The following is a 23,123-nucleotide window of genomic DNA, read 5'->3' as shown; positions in this document are numbered from 1 at the left end:
ATGCGGCGCTTTATGGTCTTGATCACCCTGTCGTTTGTAGTGTGCGTAGCAGCTCTTTCACAGACGGCGGCCCCCGAAAAGCAAAGATGGTTCAAAGGAAATACTCATACCCATACGCTGAATAGCGATGGCGATTCGACGCCTTATGATGTCGTTAAGTGGTATCGCGAGCACGGGTACAATTTCGTCTTCATTACCGATCACGAGTACATTACGAACGTTGGGGTCTTGAACGAGCTGTTCGGCAAGGCCGGTTCGTTCGTCGTGATCAGCGGCCAGGAAGTCACCGACAGATTCGATAGTAAGCCGCTTCACATCAACGCCCTCGGGATCGACTCGGTCGTCATGCCCAACGCGCTCGCCGGTTCGGTTGCAACGCTTCAAAAGAACATCGACGATGTTCGAGCAAAAGGAGGCGTACCACAACTGAACCATCCAAATTTCGGATGGGCATTGACGGCTGCTGAAATAAAACAGCTGAAGAATATCACTCTGGTCGAGATCTTTAACGGTCACCCGTTGGTCAATAATCTCGGCGGCGGCGGATCGCCGTCGGCAGAGCAGATTTGGGATGACGTTCTTAGCTCAGGCCGTGTTATGTACGGTATCGCAGACGACGATTCACACTACTTCAAGCGTCCTGGTGATAAGACCGCACCCCTTCCCGGACAGGCATGGGTTTACGTTCGTGCATCGGAACTGACGCCTACCGCCGTACTCTCGGCTCTTGACCGGGGGGATTTTTATGCATCTACGGGGGTCGAGCTCGAAGAATACTCTGCGGATGGATCTGGGATCGCATTGAAGATAAAGGAACAACGCGGAAGCAAGTATCGAATAGAATTTATTGGAAGAGGCGGCCGCGTCTTTGCAGAGTCGGCACAAAGTCCGGCGACCTACCGATTCAAGGGAAATGAGCTTTACGTCCGGGCAAAGGTTTACGAATCAAACGGAAAACTCGCCTGGACCCAGCCGATCTTTGTTAACCGTTAGTATGCGGCAATGATCTGCCGAAGGTCGCTTTCATCAAGGCGGTAAGTTTCGTTGCAAAAGCCGCAGGTCATGACAGCACCTTTGTCGTCCGCAAGCATCGACCCAACTTCGCGTCTTCCAAGGGCCGCGATCATACTGATCGCCTTTTCCATCGAACAATTGCATGCGAATTCGACGGTGCGTTCATCGAGTATCTCGAAGTCGATGACGCCAAGCGTGATCTTCAATAGGTCTGCGGGAGTTGCTCCCGCTTTGATCGACGACGTAATATGCGGAGCATTTCGTATCGTGTCCTCGATCATAGTAATTATGTGTTCGTTTGCACCGGGCATCATTTGGATCAGAACGCCGCCCGAAGCTGCTACAAAAGGCTCGACATTCTCAAGCAGAACGCCGAGCATAACTGCTGACGGTATCTGCTCGGACCTCGCCAGGTAAAATGCAAAGTCTTCGGCGATCTCACCCGAAACGATAGGCACCGAACCAACGTACGGTTCACGATGTAGTCCAATATCGAAACCGGATTCGCGAATAACGTAAAACGTCCCTTCGCCTACAATCCCACTGACGTCGAACTTTCCGTTCGGCTTCGGCGGAAGTTCCGCGATCGAATTTTTTACGTAGCCTCGTACTTTGCCGTCGCTTGTCGCTTCGGCAACGATTCCGCCAACCGGCCCATTGCCTTCGATCTTTGCCGTCAGCCGATCAAAGTCTTTGAGGGTCGATCCGAGTAGGAGAGCTCCTGTAAGCATCCGCCCGAGGGCAGCTGAGACGGTAGGAGAAGTCTGATGACGCCGCACCGCCTCGGACGTGATGTTTGTCGTGATCGCGGCGACAACCCGGATCGTGTCGTCGGCGGCCGTACCATGGATAAGTTTGTCCATAATTCAGAGTGTGTGAAATGCGGTTTATGAAAGTCAAATCGCAGGACGCCGAGCCTATTGATGTCGGGGTCTAAATGGTCTCGAACACGCTGATCGCACCAGTCGATAACACGATCACCGACGCTAATGCGTTACTTTAACTAAACATCGCAGATATTGCAGATAATGATCTTAACCCACAATATATAGCGTATAATTTCCTTGACAAACCCAGATTTCGCGGTTACGATTGGAGCCAGTAGGTCATCATTTTCCCGTTTTCCACCATCCGAAGATGTGACCGAATCCGATCGATCCAAGATTTCATATCGCTTGTCCGGGTGTTAACATATAGCTAACAGCAGACCTCTGTCTTTCTAACCGAAAAGGAGAAAAGAACGAAGATGAGCACCGTTTTTGAACCTGTCTCGCAAGGCGAACTAGCCCCAAAAACCACTGGAAACGGCACCGCAGCAGCCGTCGGCTTTGATATTGCCCCGCTTGGCCTCAATGCCCAAAAGGTCGTCGCCAAGCGATATTCGCTGAAAGACGAGAATGGTGAACCTCTCGAGGCTTGGGCCGACATTGTCCGCCGCGTTGTCAGCCACGTTTCGACCGCTGAGACCGATAAACAAAAGCGAGCATGGTTCTATTCGGAAATGACAGCCGTCATGCTCAATCGCGAGTTCATCCCGAACACGCCATGCCTGGTAAATGCCGGAAAGCCGAAGGGACAACTCGCGGCGTGTTTCGTTTTGGGTGTGCCTGATTCGATCGAGGGCATTATGGAGCACGCACAGAACGTCGCGATCATCCATCAGACCGGCGGCGGGACAGGTATGACCTACGAGTTTCTTCGCCCGGCTGGTTCGATGGTCAATTCAACCCGTGGTGTCGCATCAGGCCCGGTCAGTTTCATGAACATCGTCAACCAGACGACCGAGGTCGTAAAGCAGGGTGGCGTCCGTCGCGGTGCCAATATGGGGATCCTGGCTGTTTCCCATCCAGACATTCTTCGCTTCATCCATGCCAAGAACGATCAGACAAGTCTGACGAATTTCAATATCTCGGTCACGGTCACCGATCTATTCATGGATGCGGTCGACAGCGGCGTGTGGTTTCAAACCGAATTCGATGGCGAACCGTGGCAGCAGCCGATCTTCGATCCGGCCACGGGTTCCGATTATGTCGTTTATCGCCGTCCTGATGGATCGACCGCGGTGTTTGCTGACCGGCTTGCGTTCGAAACGGCAGATCTGTCTGATTGCGCGATCGAGCAACCGCCGATGGCGGGAATGGTCTACGCTCCGGACATTTGGAAGCGGATCATCGCATCGGCCCATAAATATGCAGAACCGGGAATAATCTTTATCGACGAAGTCAACCGCCACAATCACATGATGGCGTCGATGGGCCCGATCCTCGCTTGTAATCCGTGCGGAGAGCAGATGCTGCACTTTAACAATTCGTGCAATCTGGGTTCGATCGACGTTGCAAAATTCTATGATCGCCTGTCCGGCGGCTCCGACCCCGAGACGAGTATTCAATGGGATCGACTGGCAAAGGTCGTCCACCTCAGCACGCGCTTTCTTGACAATGTGGTCGATGCCGGGCATTTCCCGCTGCCCGAGATAGATGATGTTGTAAAGAGGACTCGGCCGGTTGGGCTGGGGATAATGGGTTTCGCGGATCTTTGTCTCAGGCTCGGGATCACCTATGGCGAGGATTCGTCTCTCGACCTTATGGAAAAGGTGATGGGCTTTGTTCGCCGCGAAGCGTGGATCGCCTCGATGAAGCTCGGTGCTGAAAAGGGAACATTCCCGGAGCTCGAACCGAATCGCGATGCCTATGCCGCGTTCATTTACGATGAGATCGGCCTCCCACGCGATATGCCGCTGACGCCGCGAAATTACGAAGTAACGACGATCGCGCCAACCGGGACAATATCGCTTGTCGCCGAGACGTCCTCCGGTATCGAGCCTAACTTTTCGTGGGCATATGTCCGTCAGGATACGTTAGGAACAAGAACCTATGTTCAGTCGCTGGCCGCTGAAGCTCTTGGTATCGAGGTTGATCAGACTAACGAAGAATCGATAAAGTCTGCCGCGGAATATGTGGTCGAGCACGAATCCGAACTGCCGCCGCACTTCATTTCGGCTATGCAGATCAAGTCGCTTGAGCACGTCAAGGTCCTTGCCGCGGCACAAAAGCACGTCGACAATTCGATCTCGAAAACATGCAATGGAGCTAAAGACGACACGATCGAATCGGTTGACGAACTCTATCATCTTGCACGTCGGCTGGGCTGCAAGGCGGTCAGCTATTACCGCGACGGCAGCCGCGAGGGACAAGTGCTCAACGCGATGAAGGTTGAGGAAAAAGGACGGACGGAAGACGTTACAGCCGCATTTGAACTCAACGATATCGGTCAGACCGCCAACGCTTCGACTCAGCGTGTCGAGCGGCCCCGCGAATTGCAAGGCTCGACGTGGCGCATACCTTTCGACACGCAAAACCTATACGTTACCGTCAACCACGACGGTCAACGTATATTAGAAGTATTTGCCGCTGGCCCGATCAGCGAAGGCGTCGGATTGCTTGCATCGAAGATGCTCCGAGGTGGTTTTGGCGTTCACGAGGTCGCACGAAGCCTCAACAAGGTCACTGGTTCAAACGCGGTCTGGTTCAATGAGCGTTTATTGACGTCACCCGAACAAGCCGTCGCCGAGTGTCTTCTTCTTATCGACCGCCGCCTTAAGAATCTGCCGCAATCTCATCGACAGATCGGAAAGTCTGCGCAGACTGCACCGATCGAATCATTCGGCGAGATGTCGCTGCTTGTCGGTGAGTGCCCGGAATGCAGAGGCCAGCTTGAGCATGCATCGGGCTGCGATTTCTGCCGCGACTGTGGTTACTCAAAGTGCAAATGATCAAACAAAGCGTGTTTTGAATCGTTGAGATCAAAAAAGGCCGAACTTGAAGGTTCGGCCTTTTTAATTTTTTTGCGATATTGAATCTAGGGCAGGAACGCCGCCGGCAACGGATAATCACCATCAACACCGTACGCGACGATCATTGATCCCTGTGTCGAACGGCTTGCATACCATGTTCCGTTCGATGGTCTGAAAACCGCAAAATCTGTCTTTCCGTCGCCATCGTAATCACCCGGAGCGGGAATGTCGCCCGTCACGCCGAAAGGAAGCGAAAAGTAACTGCCGTCCTCACTACGCAAGATGTACCAATATCCGTCTGTCGGACGCCAAAACGCGATATCGGTCTTACCGTCGCCGGTAAAATCAGATGCGATTGGCTTATCGGTCGCCACTCCAAACTGCGCCGCGACGACACCGCCGCTCGAACGATTGATCCACCATTCGCCGCCTCCCGGACCCGTCGGGCGATAGACCGCGATATCGGCCTTCCCGTCACCGTCATAGTCACCGACTTGCGGCTGGTCGCCTGCGGTTCCGAAGGTGATGATATCGACGCCGCCGGATGATCGCTTTATGTACCAGGTTGACGACGTTGGCCGGTAAATGGCCGAGTCGGCTTGCCCGTCGTTGTCAAAATCCGCAGCGATCGGAACATCACCATCGTTACCGAACGGATAAGAATAGAAACTGTAATCCTCACTCCGCAAGATGAACCACTCACCTAGCGAAGGTCGCCAAATGGCAACATCTGTTTTAGCATCGCCTGTATAGTCGGCCGGCACGATGCGATCGAGCGAATCGCCGAATTGGAATGCGCGGTTTTCGCCCGACGAACTCTGCAAATACCACCATTGACCAACAGGCCGCCTGAAAATACCGATGTCGGTCTTTCCGTCACCATCGAAATCCATGTGTGCCGCATTTTGCGGAACTGATGCTTCGCCGAACACCGTAAAGGTGAACAATCGTGACACGGAAAACCCATTCGAAGCCGCGGGGTCGGTCACATACCATCTGCCGTAAAACGTCTGGCCAACAAGCGATGCCTCGTCAGGGATCGAGAGACTGACCGAGCCAAATCCGCCTCCCGTCAAAACGGCCGTTTGACGTGCAAAGGAACCGGTTGCCGGTATCGTCGCGCCAACGCCCGGATCGGCAGCATCGATGACCACGACCGCATTAGCGCCTGCATTCCCCGATGAGATAGCTACCGTGAAACTCGGATTTCCGACAAGCGGCGGTTCGATCGCGATCGCGTTCGGAACGATCCCGCCTGTCCCTGAACGGCCCACTCCGCTGATCTGCGGAACTCTATTCGATTCGGTAAATAACTGAGGTTTGTCGAACGGAGGAAGTTCATCCCGAACGCGAGGGTCGGTCAACGGCCGCTTCATAAAAGCGACCAAGCTCGCCTTTTCAGCTGGTGTAAGCCCCATTGGACGGATCACGCCGCGGTCGATATTCGGTGCATTGAAATCCCCTCCGCGATTGTAAAACTCGACCACTTCTTCCAAGGTCGAGAGACGGCCATTGTGCATAAATGGCCCGTGCAGTTCGACGTTTCTCAACGTTGGCGTTTTGAACTGGCCATCATTCTTCGGGTCGTTCGTGACAATGCCGCGGCCCCTATCATCGCTTTGCGGCCTTACACCGATATTATGAAAAAGATGGTCCGTAAATAACGGCCCGTCGTGACACTGTATGCACGTTGTCCCGCCGAACAATATGGCCCCGGCCTCTTCCTGCGGCGTAAGCGGTTCGATACCTGCCGCCCATTTATCGAATGGGGTTTGGTCGGAGAATAATTGGCGTTCGTGCGTTGCTATTGCCAATGCTATCCGCACCGGTGTCACCTCGGGCGTTCCGAACGCTTCCTCGAAGAGTTCGGGATACGAACGTCCGCCGATCCAATCCTGAAGTGAAGGTGGAATATTCGTCGCAACAGCAAGCGGTTTGGATAAGGCTATTCTCTGGGCAACCTGCGTCCAATCGCGCCCGCCATGGCCCATTTCGACGCTCGAGACTGGCGGGCCGATGACCTGACTTTCGAGTGCTCCGCCTTCACCTAGAATTATCGCGTTAGTTATCGGATCACGAAAAACATCGCTCGCTCTGCCATCCCAGAACAGGCCGCTCGTAGAATAACCCGCATTGAGGTAGGACGGAGATTTGCGTCCCGTCACTTGCGGCCTGAAGCCAAAAAACGGATCGACGTTATAGGTACCGTCCAAGTTGTTCCTTGGAACGCCCGGTGAACCGAAAATGTCATCGAGGTCGCCTGTGGAACCGTTCGGCCCCGGATTGGTCGAGCGGATGTCGCCGATAACCGTCCGCGGATCAGAACCGCCCTCGGCCGGGCGATGACACGTCCCGCAGGAAACCGTCTTTGTGGACGAAAGCTGTTCGTCCCAGAAAAGTGCTTTTCCCAGCGACGCCTTTGCCGCAGTTATTGGATTGCCGGCCGGTGCCGGCGGCGGCTCAAGCGGTGAGAACGGTCCGACCGGCGGCGTCCCGACGGCCCGGATTCCCTGATCTGGTGTGCTAAAAGAACTGACCACGGCTCCATTTTCGGCTCGCACCCAATAGAAGTATTGCTGCAGTGCGGTCGCGGTCGGGTCATAAAGATAATTCGCTGACGTTGTGCCGACATCGGTCGCAATTCCGGGGTCGCTCGTCGTGCTGCGGAAGACGCGATACGTCGTTGCCCCGCGAACGGTCTCCCATCTGATACCTACCTTGTTCGTATAATTCCCGTCCGACGCTGTGACGCCTGTCGGAGCAGATATCGATCCGAATGAGCTCTGCCCGGCACTCACAACTGCCATAAATCGCTGGCCGACAAAAGCCGCTCCTGAAGCCAGAAAAACGAAAATGATCAAGATCTTGGCACGACGCATTTAGATAAACTCCCCCCTCGGTCCGTAAAGGATTAGGATAAATTGTGTTTGCAGGGAATGACTACGTGAACAAACTGAGATTGTATCATCGTGCTGACCGGTGCTCAAGGAACTCGATCGGAGGCCGCCTCGACCGTGCGAAGCTTTGTAAGCCGGCGTAATTAAAGTAAGATTTTGATAATGAAACCCGACTCAATCTCGAATAAAGCTGCCATGCATCTGACGATCTTGTGTGCGGTCCTTTTCGCGACGCTCGCCGTCTCTGGCCAAGGGTCGACGCGTGTTGAAAGCTCGTCACCTGCGAAACCCGTTCTTGCAACGCCAGCGGATTTGGCTGAATCGATCCGGCAGCGAATTCAGAAGCCCGAAGTAAGGCGCGGCCAGATCGGGATCAAGGTCGTGTCGCTCGCCTCGGGTAAGGTCATACTCGAGGAAAACGCCGACAAGTATTTCATGCCTGCGTCGAACATGAAGAGCTTTACAGTGGCAACAGCGATCGAAAAGCTGTCGCCGGATTTTCGGTTCGTCACTTCCGTTTTTGCCACGTCTATGCCTGACGCGGACGGTACCGTTCGAGGCCCCGTCCGCATCCTCGGTCGCGGAGATGTCTCGGTCTCATATACGTTCAACGAGGGCGATCATTTGAGAGGAATCGACAGACTGGCCAGTGCATTGGTCGCATCAGGAGTAAGAAAGATCGATGGCGACATCATTGGCGATGAGACGTACTTCACTGGTGATCCGCTCCCATCCGGTTGGGAATGGGACGACCTCCAGTTCTATTACGGAGCAGAGGTGTCAGCACTTCCGGTAAACGATAATGTCGTCGCTCTTCGGGTGACGCCCGGTCCGGTCGGCTTCCCTTGCGGTGCCAAGCTGACACCCGCATTTGTTCTGATGCGTGTTGTAAACTCCTGCGTGACAACCGCTTCAGGAACACGCCGCACGCTGCGAATTCACAAGCCGCTTGGGCAGAACGTTATTGAGATAAGCGGCGAATTGCCGCTTGGGAACCAGGGATTTGACGGGTTCGTAGCGGTTACAAGACCCGCGGAAATGTTCGTTGCGCTTTTGAAGCAAAGGCTTGTCGAAAAAGGTGTCGTAGTGACCGGACGAGCTGTCGCCGTGAACTCAAAGAGCTTGTTGCCGGCCGACACTAACGTCGAGATCGCAAAGATCGAATCGCCGCCGCTTGCCTTGATCGCTGCAAAAACGATGAAGCCGAGCCAGAATGTGTATACCGAAACGCTGCTTTGGACTTTGGGCGAAGAGACCCGTCGGAAGCTCGAACCTGCAGCTGGTCCGAGCCGAGACAGTTCTCAGTTAGGGATCGATGCGGTTAAGGGGTTCATGGCTGAGGTCGGTGCCGGTGAGGAGTCGGTAATTCAATACGACGGAAGCGGGCTATCGCGCCACAATCTCATCACACCTGACGCCGTGGTTCGCCTATACACATACATGGCCACGAAAAGCCGTTATTCCCAAACCTGGCACGATAGCCTTACGATCGGTGGGGTCGACGGCACACTTAGGAATCGATTCATCGGAACCAAGGGCGCGTCGAATGTCCGCGGTAAGACAGGCACGATCAATCAGGTCTCCGCCCTTTCTGGATACGTAACGACCGCCGGAGGCGAGCGTCTCGTATTTTCCGTCCTTGTAAACGGTGTCGCCGAGACTCGGACTCGCGTCGCTTTGATCGATGAGATCGTTCTTGACCTTGCGAACTTTACGGGTAAGATCGACTGAGCGTCCAAACCGGAGAAACGAAAAAGGCAGAAAAGCCGTGATGGCTGATCTGCCTTTCGCTCGTTTTGCTCTATCGCTAGGCTCGCTACGATATTACCAACGGCCTCCGCCTCCGCCGCCGTAACCGCCTCCGCCGCCGTAACCACCGCCGCCGCCTCTGCGGCCGCCCCCACCGCCGCTTCCGCGGTCCTCACGCGGACGGGCTTCGTTCACAACCATATTCCGGCCGTCATATTCAGTACCGTTAAACTGTGCTATCGCGCTGTTCGCATCGTCCTCGCTTGCCATTTCGACGAAACCGAATCCTCGTGAGCGTCCGGTCTCCCGGTCAAAGACGACATTTGCGGATTCGACCGTTCCGGCTGTCGCAAAATGATCATGCAGGTCCTCGCTGGTCACGCGAAAAGACAGATTTCCGACGTATAGTTTATTACTCATTTTCCTCTATTTACTTTTTGTCCAAAAGAAGCAAAGAAGGCAGGTCAAGTGGAAAACGCTCTACCGAACTTTCCGATAACGCAGCGACGCGCCCTACTCTAAAAAATCAAAGTGCTTCGTGTCCCAAAACCAAACTCTCCATACCGAACCGAAAAAGCGTCGCTCAAAAATACCGGACGGGCGCATCTGTCGAGATACTGTCGAGAGCCAAAAAATCAAGAAAAAGTATGCACGTTTTGCCGAAATTAGGCAAGATGTTTTGTTTTGGTCATTTTGGCGTTCCAACGGTGTTAATTCTATTGTCGGAAGCACTAACGAGAATCTGAAAATTTGATCATCGAAATTCGCGATCAAATTCGCGACCCCATGGATTAGTGCACGATCGACCCCGCACTTTGACCGCTTCTCACCGAGGTTCGAGATGCCCAACGACCGCGTCTGCTCTACGCGTTCGCTGCTGGACGGTGAAACTCGAAAGACATTCTCACCGAGAAATATTCAATGAAAATCTCAGCAACGAACGAAGGCTCTTATGCTGTGAAATATCGTCGCAGCGATCGAAGTCGCTTTCGTGTCTCAGCCCTGAGGACGAGCATCATCAAAGGATCGAGGACCGGTCTGAGGAATTGCGGTCGCGAAGTGAAGTTGAAATGATAGATCACGGTCGAGCCGCCGTGCTCGATATCAAAATGTCGGATGCTTGCGGCGAAGGTCTCAAAAAATAAAACTGGATCCAGCAGCCTGACGGCCGCGGTTCGACCCGGGCGAAAGCTGACGTATACCGTCCGCATTGCAATGCCGCCTACCATCCACCGGCCCTTGCATACCGTCACAACATCTTTGTCCGCCGCTTTGAATGGAGGTTCGATGTATGCTGCGCGAAGGAGCGTATCCCACTCCAATCTGCGTTCATAATCGTGAACAAGATCAAAAACGCGTTGTGCCGATGCCGGAATGATCTCTTCGACTTTACATGAAGGCATGTGATCAGGGTTGCTTCTTTTACAGACCGCAGAGAACTCGTTGTATACGGGTTTTTGACCGACTCATTTTTCAGTTTCCTGCTTCCGAGTCTAAGTTAAAAAGACTACGGCCGATCCTCCTCCAAATATTAATGCAAAAATGCAAAACACCCATAAAGCAGGCTGATAGGCATCGTACGTTTCAGTGTCCTGGATCCTAAAGCCGAAAACGTACCAAGCCAATAGGCGGACGACAGGAATGCACACCGCGGTTGCCGGAATTAACCACCAGCCGCCTGTATCAAATTCTCCTGCCCGGCCAACGACCAAAAATAAAACGGTAAAGATGATCGTAATCAGATCGATCAACACGTAGGACGGATGCGTACTGCAGAATCTGAACTTCACCCGAAAAAATATACCCCAGATTTGGTCTTTGACCCTCGGCCGGAAAATATCGTAAAGGACCCATGTCACGAACAGCGGCCCGACAAAGGCCATTATCCAGTCTTCGGTGCCCTGAAGTTCATACCGATCCGGAAAGAGTCCATGGCTTACCTGATTCGCTATCCCTGCAATGGTTATGGGAAAAAAGAAGACCGCTACCATCTCGATCATCAGTATCTTCAGCCCGCTCGGGATCTTGTGAAAACCGCCCATAGGCCTACCTGGACCGAATGCATACCCTTAAGCGCGAAGGACATCGAGTATCTTTTCGTGGATCCCGCCGAAACCGCCGTTCGACATGATCGCCACGACATCACCCTCGCGGAGTTCGGGTTTCAGATGTTCGACGATCGAGTCGGCATCAGGATAGGAAAACGCCCTCTTGCCCTGAAGTTCGATGTCCTTGACGAGTTCACTGACATCGAGCACTTTGCCAAGTTCGCTTGCCTTCGAAGTGTTATAGACGCCAGAAATGATCACATGATCGGCATAAGAGAACGCTTTTGAATACGGTTCCTGAAACACTGCAAGCCGCGACGACCATGAACGCGGTTCAAAAACCGCGATCAGCCGTCGGCCGTCATACTTAATACGAAGGGCTTTCAACGTCTCCTCGACTGCCGTTGGATGATGGGCGAAATCGTCGATCACCGTTACCCCCGCGATCGTACCGCGCACCTCCATCCGCCGCTTTACTGATCTGAATGTGTCAAACGCCTTTTGGATCTTCTCTTTCGAGATACCCCAAGCATCCGCCGCTATGATAACGGCAAGAGAATTGCGGACGTTGAACTCGCCGATCAAATGCGTTTCGAATTCGCCCCAACTGCTGGCGTCTTTGAAAACGGTGAATCGCGTCAAGTCGCCGGTGAAATCGATGTATCGGGCCTGCCACTTCGCGTCATCCGAAAGGCCGAAGGTCTCGACCTGCGTGAAGAGTTTGCCCTGCATCTCGTTGAGCACTTCCCTCACAACGGGCGAATCGACGCCGCAGATAAGGCGTCCATTTCCTGGTACAAGGTTCATCAAGCGCGAGAATTGGAATTTGATCTCATAAAGATCGCGATAAATATCAGCGTGATCGAATTCGATGTTGTTGACGATCGCGATCTCGGGGAGGTAATGCATGAACTTCGGTTTTTTGTCGAAGTATGCAGTGTCATATTCGTCTCCCTCAATGACAAAGAACTCACTTTCTGTAACGCGAAAGCTTGCGCCGAAATTCTGAACAACGCCGCCGACAAGAAAGCCGGGATCCAGGCCGCCGACGTCACATACCCATGTAGCGATACTCGTAGTCGTTGTTTTTCCGTGAGTTCCGGCAACCACCAGCGAACGCTTACCGCGAATGAATAGCTCCTTAACGATCTCCGCCTGTGAGCGGTATACGATCTTGCGCTTCAGAACCTCTTCGAGTTCGGGGTTGCCTCGCGAAATCGCATTGCCGACAACGACGCAATCTGCTCCGATATCCGCATTTTCGGCTCTATATCCATTTAGGATCTCAATTCCGAGCGATTCGAGTTGCGTAGACATCGGCGGGTAGACGTTTTGATCCGAACCCGTAACGCGATGCCCGCTAGCCTGCAGCATCCCGGCAAGCGAAGCCATCGCCGTCCCGCAAATTCCAATGAGATGATAATGCATAGTGAAGAGAAAACTTATTGTCGATTAGCGCGTTGGAAATTGCAAAAACGCCGAGATTCGAACGACGTTTGATTAGAAACGAAGCATCATATAGTTTTATTTGGAAATGGTGAATGCAGGAACCGTCATCATCGGAGCTGGTGTTGTTGGCGCGAGCGTCGCCTATCATCTAACGGAACGCGGGGCAACGGACGTTTTGATCCTGGAACGCGAGACGGTACAGGGCCTCGGATCGACCGGTGCTGCCACCGGCGGAGTGCGCGCTCAGTTTGAGACTGAGATCAACATACTGATGTCGGTCTATTCGCTCAGCTTCTTTCGCCGGTGGCATCACGAATGCGGCTATCAGCCGAGAGGATACCTCTTTTTTGCGACGACTGACGATCAGCTCGAATACCTTCGACGCAATGTCGAAACACAACGATCGCTCGGAGTACGTGATATCGGTCTGGTCAATCGCGAAAGGATCCGCGAGCTCGTACCTGGGATGAACTGTGACGATATTCTCGGCGGCAGCTTCGGAGCTAACGATGGCTTCATCGATCCGCTTGCCGTAATGGAGGGATTCACCAAAGGAGCCCTGCGGAGCGGCTCTCAAATTCGCTTTGGCACACAGGTCACGAAGATAATTGTCAAAGACAACAAGATCATCGGCGTCGAGACTGACCAGGGCCGCATCACTTGCGAAAGAGCGGTCCTTTGTACCGGAGCCTGGGCAAAACTGCTTGCTGCGACGGCCGGCGTTGATCTTCCCGTCGAACCGATGCGCCGGCAAATAGTCTGGGCAAGGTCGGATCGGCCTTTTGCAAAGAAACTCCCAATGGTCATCGACCTCGGAACCGGATTTCATTTTCGCCCGGCGAGAGATTCGACGCATGAACTTATGTTCGCATATCCGGATCCCGATGAACCGCCATCCTTCAATCGTGATCTTGATGACCGATTCGTCGAGACGATCAGGGAAAAGGCGAGAGAACGAGCACCATGGCTGTACGAAACCAATGTCATTCGGGAAAAATGCCGTGTCGGCCTGTATGAAACAACGCCGGATCACCACGCGATACTTGGTGGCTGCGACATCGAGGGCCTATATTTTGCCAACGGGTTTTCAGGCCATGGCGTAATGCATTCGCCCGCGACCGGCCGTGCCCTTGCCGAGATCATCCTTAACGGACGTGCCGAGTTTCTCGATGTCTCGATGCTTTCACTCGACCGGTTCGAAAAAGGCGAATTGCTTCACGAAACTGCATTTATTTGATCTGTCGATGATGGGTGCGATCCGTTAAATCCGGTTATTATCCGCGACCGCAGATCATCGTTAGCGGCAGTTATCCCATATCGGCCGCCGCCTGCATCGATGTGCTAAATTCATAATATGACTACGGCGATTGTTCACCATCCAATTTACGAAAAGCACGATACAGGCTACGGGCATCCAGAGACACCAGCACGTTATAAAGCGGTGATCGAATCATTGAAGGCAGACGTCGAACTATGGAACAACATGCTGGAGATAATACCCGATAGAGCATCACAGGGCTCGGTTCTAGCGGCACACAGCAAAGACAATTTTAAGCGTAGCGAAGGCGCGTTCGAGCACGGACTTGAGCGTCTCGATGCTGACACGACGATCTCAATGAGATCGTTCGATGCAGCACTTTATGCGGCGGGTGGTGCGATCGCTGCGGTCGATGCGGTCATGAGCGGAACTGTTTCAAATGCGTTTGTTGCAGCTCGGCCGCCCGGACATCACGCAACTGCAGAACATTCAATGGGCTTCTGTATATTCAACAATGTCGCTATCGCCGCGCGTTATGCGCAGAACAGATATAAGGAGATCGAACGTATCGCCGTGATCGATTGGGATGTACATCACGGTAACGGAACACAGGGTATTTTTTACACCGACCCAAGCGTCTTCTTTTTCTCGATGCACCAGTATCCGTGGTATCCGGGCACAGGGTCACGGGGTGAAACAGGACACGCAAGAGGCCTCGGTTCGACTCTTAACCTGCCCGTCAAAGCATTTACTCAACCGGAAGATCAACTCTCCGCATTCGAGGCCGCGATCGGCGAGATATCCTCAAGATTCACTCCAGACATGATCTTTGTTTCAGCGGGGTTCGACGCTCATCGGTCAGATCCGCTCGGACAACTTCAGCTCGAAGATCCCGATTTCAGATCGATGACCCGAATAGTTCTGGACTGGGCGGACGAGGCATGTCAAGGCCGATTGGTCTCGTGCCTCGAGGGCGGCTACAATCTTGAGACGCTCGGCCAAACCGTTCACGAACACGTGATCGAACTGAATGCCGCAAACTAGTTCTTGTCCGCCCGGCGTTATGTGGTAACATTCGGAAAACGTCAAAAGGATAGTTTTCGAACAGGAGATACTGCAATGCCGGATATCGAGACCGTTTGCGTTCAGTGCAAAGAATCGTTTTTATTTACCGAAAAAGAGCAGGAGGTATTCTATCAGCGCAATATGATGCCGCCGCAGAGATGCGGAAAATGCCGTTCTAAAAAGGCCGCTGTTGGCGAGGATGCTCCGGCCAAGTTCGAGATCGTATGTGACCATTGCGGGAAACACGATCAGGTGCCATTTCAGCCCAAGGTCGGCAGGACAATACTTTGTCGCGAATGTCACGAAGCCAGCCGTTCGCGAGCGCGCTTTGCGTGAACCGTGACAAAAGAAACTCAATTCCTTTCTGATATGAATTTTGAAACTGTTGATTATCAACGATCGGACGCGGTCGCGACGATCACAATGAACCGCCCGGACGCCCTGAATGCCCTTTCGCTTCAATTGTCTCAGGATCTTCGCTCCGCGATCGAACTTGCGATTCGCGAAAATTCGCGTGCGATCATACTAACCGGAGCGGGACGCGCATTTTGTTCAGGCGGAGACCTTCGTGAAATGAAGGCCCTCGGCGAAAAAGAAGGTAAGATCGAGACATTTCTCGATACGCCGCTTAAGGCCCTGCATGACGTCATTGCCCTGATCCGCGAAACGCCCATTCCGTTCATTGCTGCCGTAAACGGAGTTTGTGCAGGTGCCGGCACCAACTTTGCCCTTGCCTGCGACCTCGTGATAGCTGCAGAAGACGCGACCTTCAACGAAGCTTTTGTCCGAATCGGACTCTCCCCCGACTGTGGCGGGACTTTTTTTCTACCGCGTGCGATCGGTGAAAAGCTGGCCGCAGAACTCTTCATGACCGGTGGGTCGATCGATGCAAAACGCGCCGCGGCCATCGGCATGATCAACCGCGTCGTGGCTCCGTCGGAACTCACATCAGAAACCTTCGCCCTCGCCGCTAGACTTGCATCAGGACCGACCGGCTCGATCGGCCGGATCAAACAATTGATGAACTCGACCTTCTCAAATAATCTACGGCAGCAAATGGATCTAGAAGCCGATCGACAGCTGGAATCCGGACGGTCATCCGATTTTGGCGAAGGTGTCGCAGCTTTTTTTGAAAAGCGTCCGCCGGTCTTCACGGGTAAATAGCATCAGACCGATCAAATTTGAGTCCAGTGCCGTTCGTTCGCGGGCGGCCTTTTTTGTTTACGCTGAAAATCTTTATTGCCGGCTTTGACACGCGATCGGTGTAACGATACTCTTATTGCATTTGAAAATCATTTTCAATAAGAAATCTATGAACCTGCCGCACCGACCTTTCCGACTGGCCCGCCGAAATAGACTGGCTCGCCTGTTGACGATTGCCTTTCTTGTCATTTCGTTTGCCGGATCGCTTTTCGGTCAGCAAGAGATGTCCCGACTAAAGGGCAGCGTAATTGACACGTTTGGATCATCTATCCCCGGCGCCCGTGTAAGACTTTACTCTGCCGGACGTTCAACACGGCTCGAAACCGCAAGCGACCCAGACGGCCGGTTCGAATTCTCGGCCCCGCCAGGTGGTTATATACTATCGATCCGTGCCGAAGGCTTCGCGCCCGTTGAACGCAAAATATACCTCGCTGGTACAGCATTAGAATTGACTACCGAGCTTTCTCCGACACCCATAGCGGCTGAGGTGATGATCGCGTCGAGCTATCTTGCGGGTACGGTAAGCAGCCTGGACGAGGTTCCTGGAGCGGTAGATCGGCTAGATCGCTTAACACTTGAAAATTCGCGGGTGTTCAATTTTTCTGAGGCTCTTCGTAAGATCAGCGGGCTGACGATTCGAGACGAAGAGGGATTCGGACTGCGCCCGAACATCGGTATCCGTGGAACGAATCCGACGCGTTCGACGAAAGTGCTGCTTCTCGAGGATGGGGTCCCGCTGGCGTATGCTCCATACGGCGACAATGCCTCGTATTATCATCCGCCGATCGAACGATACACCGAGGTTGAGGTTCTAAAAGGCTCGAGCCAGATAGCATTCGGCCCGCAGACTATCGGCGGTGTCATCAATTACATCACCCCGAACCCGACCGATAAACCGTCGTTCGGAGTCCGGCTGACCGGCGGAAACCGGCGTTTTTTCAACGGTTCCCTTACCGGCAGCGGGACGATCGGCAGGACCGGAATTTTTGCCGGTTACAATCTAAAGCTCGGGCAGGGTTCACGGGTGAACATCGATTCCAAGTTGAATGACCTAATGACCAAGGTCGTTCAGCAATTGAATACTAGAAACGCGATCACACTCAAATTCAGCTATTTTGGCGAGGTTTCGAATGTCACCTATTCGGGTTTGACCGAATCGGAGTTCGAAGCCAACCCGCGGCAAAATCCGTTCAGAAACGACTATTTTTATGGTGACCGCTTTGGCTTTTCGGTTGGCCATTCAGCTGTGATCTCACCGTCGATCACCATAATGACGAACGTTTATGCGAATCTTTTCGACAGAGATTGGTGGCGGCAGTCGTCAAATTCGGGCCAGCGCCCAAATCGGCTGAACGTTGACCCCGACTGTCTGAGTATGGCCGACCTGAATACCACCTGCGGCAACGAGGGGCGTTTAAGAAAATACGAGACATACGGTATCGACCCGCAGATAACCTATACCTATAACGCGTCTTCATCCATACGCGGTGAATTGCGCGGCGGTTTTCGCATCCACTGGGAATTTCAGGATCGTCGGCAGGAGAACGGCGATGTTCCGACGAGCAGAAGCGGGATCGCTTCGGAGATCAACGTCCGCCGCAATTTCGCGGCCTCCGGATTCGTTCAAAACAAGTTCGTCTTTGGCCGATTCTCCGTCACGCCCGGTCTTCGTATCGAACGTATCAAAATTGCTCGAACGAACTTGTTGACGTCGCCGATATCGGAAGGCGAGACGATCGTCTACGAGACGATCCCCGGAATCGGGGTCGCATGGGCCGGGTTGCCGCGAACGACGATCTTCGGTGGCGTACATCGCGGCTTTTCGCCCCCACGCGCCGAGGACATTATCACCAACGACGGTGGTATCGTCGAACTGGATCCGGAGAGAAGCTGGAACTATGAAGCAGGTATTCGAAGTATTCCTCTTCGCGGCCTTCGATTTGAAGCAACATTTTTCCGGCTTGATTACCAGAATCAAATAGTCCCCGCGAGTATTGCGGGCGGAGCAGCGGCAGTTCTTACTAACGGCGGCAGAACGCTTCACCAGGGGGTCGAATTTTCCGGACATTTCGATTCCGACAAGTACTTTAGTTCTCGCCATAATGTATTTGTGCGAACCGCCATTACGCTTTTGCCCATCGCCGAATTCCGCGGAACGAGGCTCAGCACAACGACATCGTCTGCCTTGTTGAATCTCTATTGCCCGGCGCAGCGGCGGCTTACCGCGATACAATGTTCGATCAGCGGGAATCGTCTTCCATACGTACCCAAAACAACTGCAGTTACGAGTTTCGGGTACTCTCACGCGAAAGGACTCTCAGCATTCGTTGAGAATGTATTTACGTCGAAGCAGTTCGGGGATGACCTGAATGCCGGATTCCCGACGGCCAATGGTCAGATCGGGCCGATACGATCTCAGGTCTATTGGAATGCAACGGTCAATTACCGGATCGAAGCCTGGCGAACCACCTTGTTTGTCACAAGCAAGAACATCGCGGATCGGACGTTCATAGTCGATCGGGTCCGCGGACTGTTGCCGTCGAGTCCACGATTGATCCATGCGGGCTTCAGTTTGAATTTCTAGGCGCCCGGAGGAACGTAAAGTGACTAAAGCGAATCGTCCGGACCGAACCGGGTTTGAGATATGGAATTCTCTGGGATGCGGCGTCGTGCACCTAAAGGCCGGCGGCGTCCGGCTCGATCTTGAAACAGCGGAATTTGAGTCGATTACCCAAGCAGTGGCCAGCATCTATTGTGGTGATCGGCTCGCGAACGGACTGCAGGTCGATCGGTCAAAAACGCTAGGCATGGACAAATTTCCGGGCGGGCTTGCCTATGACGAGGCGCACTGACAGGATTAGAGTTCGGAAACCCGGAAATGCTAATTTTAATATCATTATGTTGAAAACACTTTCACTCTTCGTCGTTGTTGTGGCCGTGATCACGATCGGCTGCGGAGGCGGGCAAACACCTTCAAATTCCGCGTCACCCGGCACGCAAAAGGTGGTTGTTGCATTAAAGCCGGACAAGAACCCAGATCAGATGCTTGCCGAACGTGATTCAGCCTCACGGTTCCTGACAGAAAAGCTTGGCCGCCCGGTTGAGGTCATCATCCCGCTTTCGGCTGCTGTGATCAACGAGGGCTTTTCGAACGGCACGATCGATATCGGCTATCTCAGTGCGAATGACCTCATAAATGCAAAGGATGCCGACGCCTTGCTTGTTGGCGAGATAAACGGAAAGACGACCTATAAGAGCTACTGGTTGGCGCTTAAGGACAAACCATACAATAGTGTCGAAGATCTGAGGGGAAAGCCGATCGCGTTTGCCAGCAGGACGAGCACATCCGGATTCATCATTCCGTTGTGGGATCTGCGCAAGCGTGGCCTTGTTTCAGAAAAAGCAGATCCGGAAGAGTTCTTTGGCAAAGGAAACGTCTTCTTCGGCACCGGATATGTTTCCGCCGTCGAACGTGTTCTTTCGGGTGAGGCCGAGGCTGCTGCGGTAAGCTATTATGTTCTGGATGAGAACAAACACCTCACCGAAGAGCAGCGAGGCAAATTGAAGAAGGTTGCTGAACAAGGCGACGTGCCTACCCACATAATCGCGGTTCGAAAGAACCTGACCGGGGCTGATAGAGACCGGCTTAAGACCGCATTGCTATCGATGAACGACGCGCCGAACACCGAACTTCGCGATAAATTGTTCACGTCGAGGCTGGTCGAGACAGATCAGGAATCACACCTCAGGCCCTTGCGGGAAGCTCTGATCGTTGTTCCAAGATAAATGTTTGAGAACGGCCAGATCGCGACAACACCGGCCGTCCGAGTCGAAGGCCTGACCGTCGAGCGCGACGGTCGAAGGCTTTTCAGCGACATGTCGTGGGCGTTGGATCGCGGCCAGTTACTTGCAATAACCGGGCCTTCTGGCGTCGGTAAATCGAGCCTGCTTTCTGCTGTCACCGGAAGGCTGCCGGCGGCAGCGGGCAGGATATTCCGGCCGGCCGATCAGACGTCAGGGATAATCTTCCAAGATCTGAGGCTAACGAAGGAGCTGACGGTCCTTACAAATGTACTTTGCGGCGGTCTAGGACGGATGAATTGGTGGTCAACCCTAGCAGGCTTTTCAGCGCCCGAGCGTGAACGGGCTTTCGATGTACTCTCAAACCTCGAAATAGATCATTTGTGTCACAAACCGGTCCGGAAGGTCTCGGGCGGCGAGCAGCAGCGAACCGCGATCGCCCGGGTGCTTTTTCAACAGCCCGGCCTTATCCTTGCCGACGAACCGACGGCCAACCTTGATCTTTCGCTCTCCGAGCGGGTGATGAGGTCGATTCGTAACGAGTGCGATACGGCCGGGAGCGCGGTGATATGTGTGCTTCACGATACCGAGTTCGTCGACAGGTTTGCTGATGCAGAACTCCGGCTCGGTATTCAGAACGAAATCGGATGGGAGATTCGCGAGACGGAACGTCCGAAATGACAATGAGCGCAATTCCAAGGCTGACATTTCGCGAACGATTCACGGCCTTCCGTGCGACGCTCGTACTTTTTGTGATCGCGATCGTCGTCTCGCTACCGGCTTTGACCGGATCAGGACGCGATCTCGATTACTTTGCGAATCTTCATCAATTCGCCGCAAAGTTCTTTCCGCCCGACCTTTCGATCGCGCCGCAGGTACTCACGGCGTTGTGGGAAACGATCCAGATCGCGGTAATGGCCACGTTTGTCGCCGCTTCCCTCGCGTTGCCGCTCGCGGCTGCCGGTTCGAACACGATAGCACCGAAATGGCTCAATTTCGCGATACGCATTGTTCTGAACTTTATTCGCACGCTGCCCAGTTTGATATGGGCTCTCGTCGCAGTCGCGGTCGTCGGCCCCAACCCGCTCGCCGGTGTGATCGGACTGACCTTTTATAGTATCGGTTATCTCGGAAAGTTTTTCTCCGATGCATTCGAATCTGTAGACACGTCGGTCTCGGATGGACTTCGCGAGATCGGCGCTCATCCCATCCAAGCGTTTCAATACGGAATGCTCCCGCAGTTGAAGCCGCTTGTCCTGAGTCATGTGCTATGGATGTTGGAATATAATATTCGGTCGGCGGCGATCATCGGATATGTTGGTGCCGGAGGCATCGGTCTGCTGCTTCATACGTATCAGGAGTTTGGCCAATGGTCTCGCTTTTCGACCGTGCTGCTATTCATCCTGATACTTGTGACGACACTCGATCTTTTTGGCGAATGGCTCCGGGCAAAGATCTTGCGACAGGATTAAGGTCGTTACAATGCCCGTGAACTTTGTCCGGTTACGATGCGTAAAAACGTCTTCCGTCCAGGAGTGAACCGACACAAATGCCTACGCTCACCTATGGCCAATTGATCCGCGGTAACCGAAATTTCCGCAATCTGCTTGCCGGCCAATTCATCTCAGAGCTCGGAAACTGGTTCAATTTTATTGCGGGCCTCGGCCTCGTCCGGCTGATCTCTGACGCCTCGCCGTCAGCAGCAGGGATCTTTTTTCTGTGCAGGGTGCTGCCTTTCGCTGTTGTCTCGCCGATCGCAGGTACGTTCGTGGACCGATTCTCGAGACGCCAGGTTATGATCTGGACCGATCTTGCCCGTGCGTTTGTCGCCTTGACATTCCTGCTTGTCACAAGCGCCGAAGATCTGTGGATCGCCTACATCGCAACGGTATTGTTATCAACATTTGGCTCCTTTTTCGATGGAGCAAAGAACGCCACCACACCGAACCTCACGGGACGCGACGGTCTGCTCGCGGGAACGGCATTGATGTTTTCAACGCGATTCCTCCTGATGGCTATTGGTTCAGGACTAGGCGGTTGGGCGGCGGCCATTTTTGGTTATGAAGCGGCCTTTGTAATAAATGCTGTGTCGTTCATTGCTTCGGCGTACACGGTCTGGCTGATACCTGAAGAAGCAACTCGCGACGAGTTGACGGCCGAACGCATGGAACGTCGCGCGGTGCGGCCATCGTTTATCACCGAACTACGTGAGGGTCTGCATTATACGGTCGTGAACCACTTTGCCCTAACTATCCTCTTAATGAACGTTATGTGGGCAATCGGCGGTGGTGCCATAAACGTGGTGTTCGAGCGGGTCGGCGGCGTGTATTTTGCGGGGATCGAAGGTTGGAACCCTGACATGGCGGTCGGCATTCTCTGGTGGGCAGCAGGTCTGGGCCTGACCTTCGGAATGCTCATCGCACACCGGACATCTGCCTACCTAGATCGCGGGCTGCGTCATAGCTGGTTCATAGGCTGGTCGCTTATAGTACACGGGATACTCTTTGCATTTGCAGGCCTGATGCCTACACTCCTGCTTTTCGCCTTTTTTACATTCATTTCACGTGCGCTGATCGGTGTAGAGTACGCAGTTCAGGAAACGCTTTTTCAGCGCAGCTTGCCTGACCATATTCGTGGACGCATCTCGACGCTCGACCGTGGTGCGGAACTTACGGTGTTCGGAGTGTCTAGTTATCTTTCAGCCGAGTTGATGTACTTTATCTCACCGATGACCCTGACTGTGATCTCAGGAGTGCTTTCAGGGGCGGCCGGTATCCTATGGTTTTGGCGGCAAGGGGTGACGAATGAAAAGATCAGCGACGCCGGAAGTTGATTGGCAGGCATTT

The 23,123-nt window shown here is 53.5% G+C and carries 19 protein-coding genes; 13 read left to right on the top strand and 6 right to left on the bottom strand.

All coding sequences use genetic code 11. The features are described from left to right. Entirely contained in the window at positions 1 to 993 is a 993-nt protein-coding gene (locus IPM28_16410; protein MBK9174568.1) for a PHP domain-containing protein, read from the top strand. On the opposite strand, the gene hslO is transcribed toward IPM28_16410, so the two are convergent. Continuing rightward, entirely contained in the window at positions 990 to 1,877 is an 888-nt protein-coding gene (hslO, locus tag IPM28_16405; GenBank protein ID MBK9174567.1) for an Hsp33 family molecular chaperone HslO, read from the bottom strand. The genes IPM28_16410 and hslO overlap by 4 nt on opposite strands. A gap of 383 nt (positions 1,878 to 2,260) precedes the next feature. Here hslO and IPM28_16400 point away from each other — a divergent pair, with 383 nt between their 5' ends. Then, positions 2,261 to 4,786: an adenosylcobalamin-dependent ribonucleoside-diphosphate reductase gene (locus IPM28_16400; protein MBK9174566.1), complete on the top strand. Its 2,526-nt coding sequence runs from the start codon at positions 2,261 to 2,263 to the stop codon at positions 4,784 to 4,786. 86 nt (positions 4,787 to 4,872) lie between these two features. On the opposite strand, the gene IPM28_16395 is transcribed toward IPM28_16400, so the two are convergent. After that, positions 4,873 to 7,686, bottom strand: a complete 2,814-nt coding sequence (locus IPM28_16395; protein ID MBK9174565.1) for a VCBS repeat-containing protein — start codon at positions 7,684 to 7,686, stop codon at positions 4,873 to 4,875. 180 nt (positions 7,687 to 7,866) lie between these two features. Here IPM28_16395 and dacB point away from each other — a divergent pair, with 180 nt between their 5' ends. Beyond that, the gene (gene dacB, locus IPM28_16390; protein ID MBK9174564.1) at positions 7,867 to 9,435 is read left to right on the top strand and encodes a D-alanyl-D-alanine carboxypeptidase/D-alanyl-D-alanine-endopeptidase; all 1,569 of its coding nucleotides are present in this window, start codon (positions 7,867 to 7,869) and stop codon (positions 9,433 to 9,435) included. Positions 9,436 to 9,528: 93 nt separating this feature from the next. Here the strand turns inward: dacB and IPM28_16385 are convergent, their stop codons facing one another. The 4 genes from IPM28_16385 to mpl all read right to left on the bottom strand — a co-directional run bounded on the left by IPM28_16385 (position 9,529) and on the right by mpl (position 12,929). Further along, a complete protein-coding gene (locus IPM28_16385) occupies positions 9,529 to 9,873 on the bottom strand; it encodes an RNA-binding protein (GenBank protein ID MBK9174563.1) in 345 nt (114 codons plus the stop codon). Between the two features lie 530 nt (positions 9,874 to 10,403). After that, a complete protein-coding gene (locus tag IPM28_16380) occupies positions 10,404 to 10,856 on the bottom strand; it encodes an SRPBCC family protein (GenBank protein MBK9174562.1) in 453 nt (150 codons plus the stop codon). A gap of 90 nt (positions 10,857 to 10,946) precedes the next feature. Further along, entirely contained in the window at positions 10,947 to 11,495 is a 549-nt protein-coding gene (locus IPM28_16375) for a hypothetical protein (protein ID MBK9174561.1), read from the bottom strand. A gap of 27 nt (positions 11,496 to 11,522) precedes the next feature. Next, entirely contained in the window at positions 11,523 to 12,929 is a 1,407-nt protein-coding gene (mpl, locus tag IPM28_16370; GenBank protein ID MBK9174560.1) for a UDP-N-acetylmuramate:L-alanyl-gamma-D-glutamyl-meso-diaminopimelate ligase, read from the bottom strand. Positions 12,930 to 13,035: 106 nt separating this feature from the next. Here mpl and IPM28_16365 point away from each other — a divergent pair, with 106 nt between their 5' ends. The 10 genes from IPM28_16365 to IPM28_16320 all read left to right on the top strand — a co-directional run bounded on the left by IPM28_16365 (position 13,036) and on the right by IPM28_16320 (position 23,110). Continuing rightward, positions 13,036 to 14,187: an FAD-binding oxidoreductase gene (locus tag IPM28_16365; GenBank protein ID MBK9174559.1), complete on the top strand. Its 1,152-nt coding sequence runs from the start codon at positions 13,036 to 13,038 to the stop codon at positions 14,185 to 14,187. A gap of 117 nt (positions 14,188 to 14,304) precedes the next feature. After that, the gene (locus IPM28_16360) at positions 14,305 to 15,252 is read left to right on the top strand and encodes a histone deacetylase (protein ID MBK9174558.1); all 948 of its coding nucleotides are present in this window, start codon (positions 14,305 to 14,307) and stop codon (positions 15,250 to 15,252) included. A gap of 75 nt (positions 15,253 to 15,327) precedes the next feature. Then, positions 15,328 to 15,609 (top strand): zinc-ribbon domain containing protein, encoded by a 282-nt coding sequence (locus tag IPM28_16355; protein ID MBK9174557.1) that lies wholly within the window; start codon positions 15,328 to 15,330, stop codon positions 15,607 to 15,609. A gap of 33 nt (positions 15,610 to 15,642) precedes the next feature. Further along, entirely contained in the window at positions 15,643 to 16,437 is a 795-nt protein-coding gene (locus IPM28_16350; GenBank protein ID MBK9174556.1) for an enoyl-CoA hydratase/isomerase family protein, read from the top strand. A 262-nt stretch (positions 16,438 to 16,699) separates the two neighbouring features. Then, a complete protein-coding gene (locus IPM28_16345) occupies positions 16,700 to 19,060 on the top strand; it encodes a TonB-dependent receptor plug domain-containing protein (protein ID MBK9174555.1) in 2,361 nt (786 codons plus the stop codon). Between the two features lie 19 nt (positions 19,061 to 19,079). Beyond that, positions 19,080 to 19,328 (top strand): hypothetical protein, encoded by a 249-nt coding sequence (locus IPM28_16340; protein MBK9174554.1) that lies wholly within the window; start codon positions 19,080 to 19,082, stop codon positions 19,326 to 19,328. A gap of 46 nt (positions 19,329 to 19,374) precedes the next feature. Then, positions 19,375 to 20,262 carry a phosphate/phosphite/phosphonate ABC transporter substrate-binding protein gene (locus IPM28_16335; GenBank protein MBK9174553.1) on the top strand — a complete coding sequence of 296 codons (888 nt, stop codon included), beginning with the start codon at positions 19,375 to 19,377 and terminating at the stop codon, positions 20,260 to 20,262. Beyond that, the gene (locus IPM28_16330) at positions 20,263 to 20,958 is read left to right on the top strand and encodes an ATP-binding cassette domain-containing protein (GenBank protein ID MBK9174552.1); all 696 of its coding nucleotides are present in this window, start codon (positions 20,263 to 20,265) and stop codon (positions 20,956 to 20,958) included. It begins immediately after the preceding gene. A gap of 2 nt (positions 20,959 to 20,960) precedes the next feature. Beyond that, positions 20,961 to 21,749 carry a phosphonate ABC transporter, permease protein PhnE gene (gene phnE, locus IPM28_16325; protein ID MBK9174551.1) on the top strand — a complete coding sequence of 263 codons (789 nt, stop codon included), beginning with the start codon at positions 20,961 to 20,963 and terminating at the stop codon, positions 21,747 to 21,749. A gap of 77 nt (positions 21,750 to 21,826) precedes the next feature. Further along, positions 21,827 to 23,110: an MFS transporter gene (locus IPM28_16320; GenBank protein ID MBK9174550.1), complete on the top strand. Its 1,284-nt coding sequence runs from the start codon at positions 21,827 to 21,829 to the stop codon at positions 23,108 to 23,110. The last annotated feature ends 13 nt before the right edge of the window (positions 23,111 to 23,123 follow it).

Origin of the sequence: Chloracidobacterium sp. (assembly GCA_016716305.1) — a bacterium.
In the GTDB taxonomy this organism is placed as follows: domain Bacteria; phylum Acidobacteriota; class Blastocatellia; order Pyrinomonadales; family Pyrinomonadaceae; genus OLB17.
This window is presented reverse-complemented; position numbering and strand designations above follow the sequence as displayed.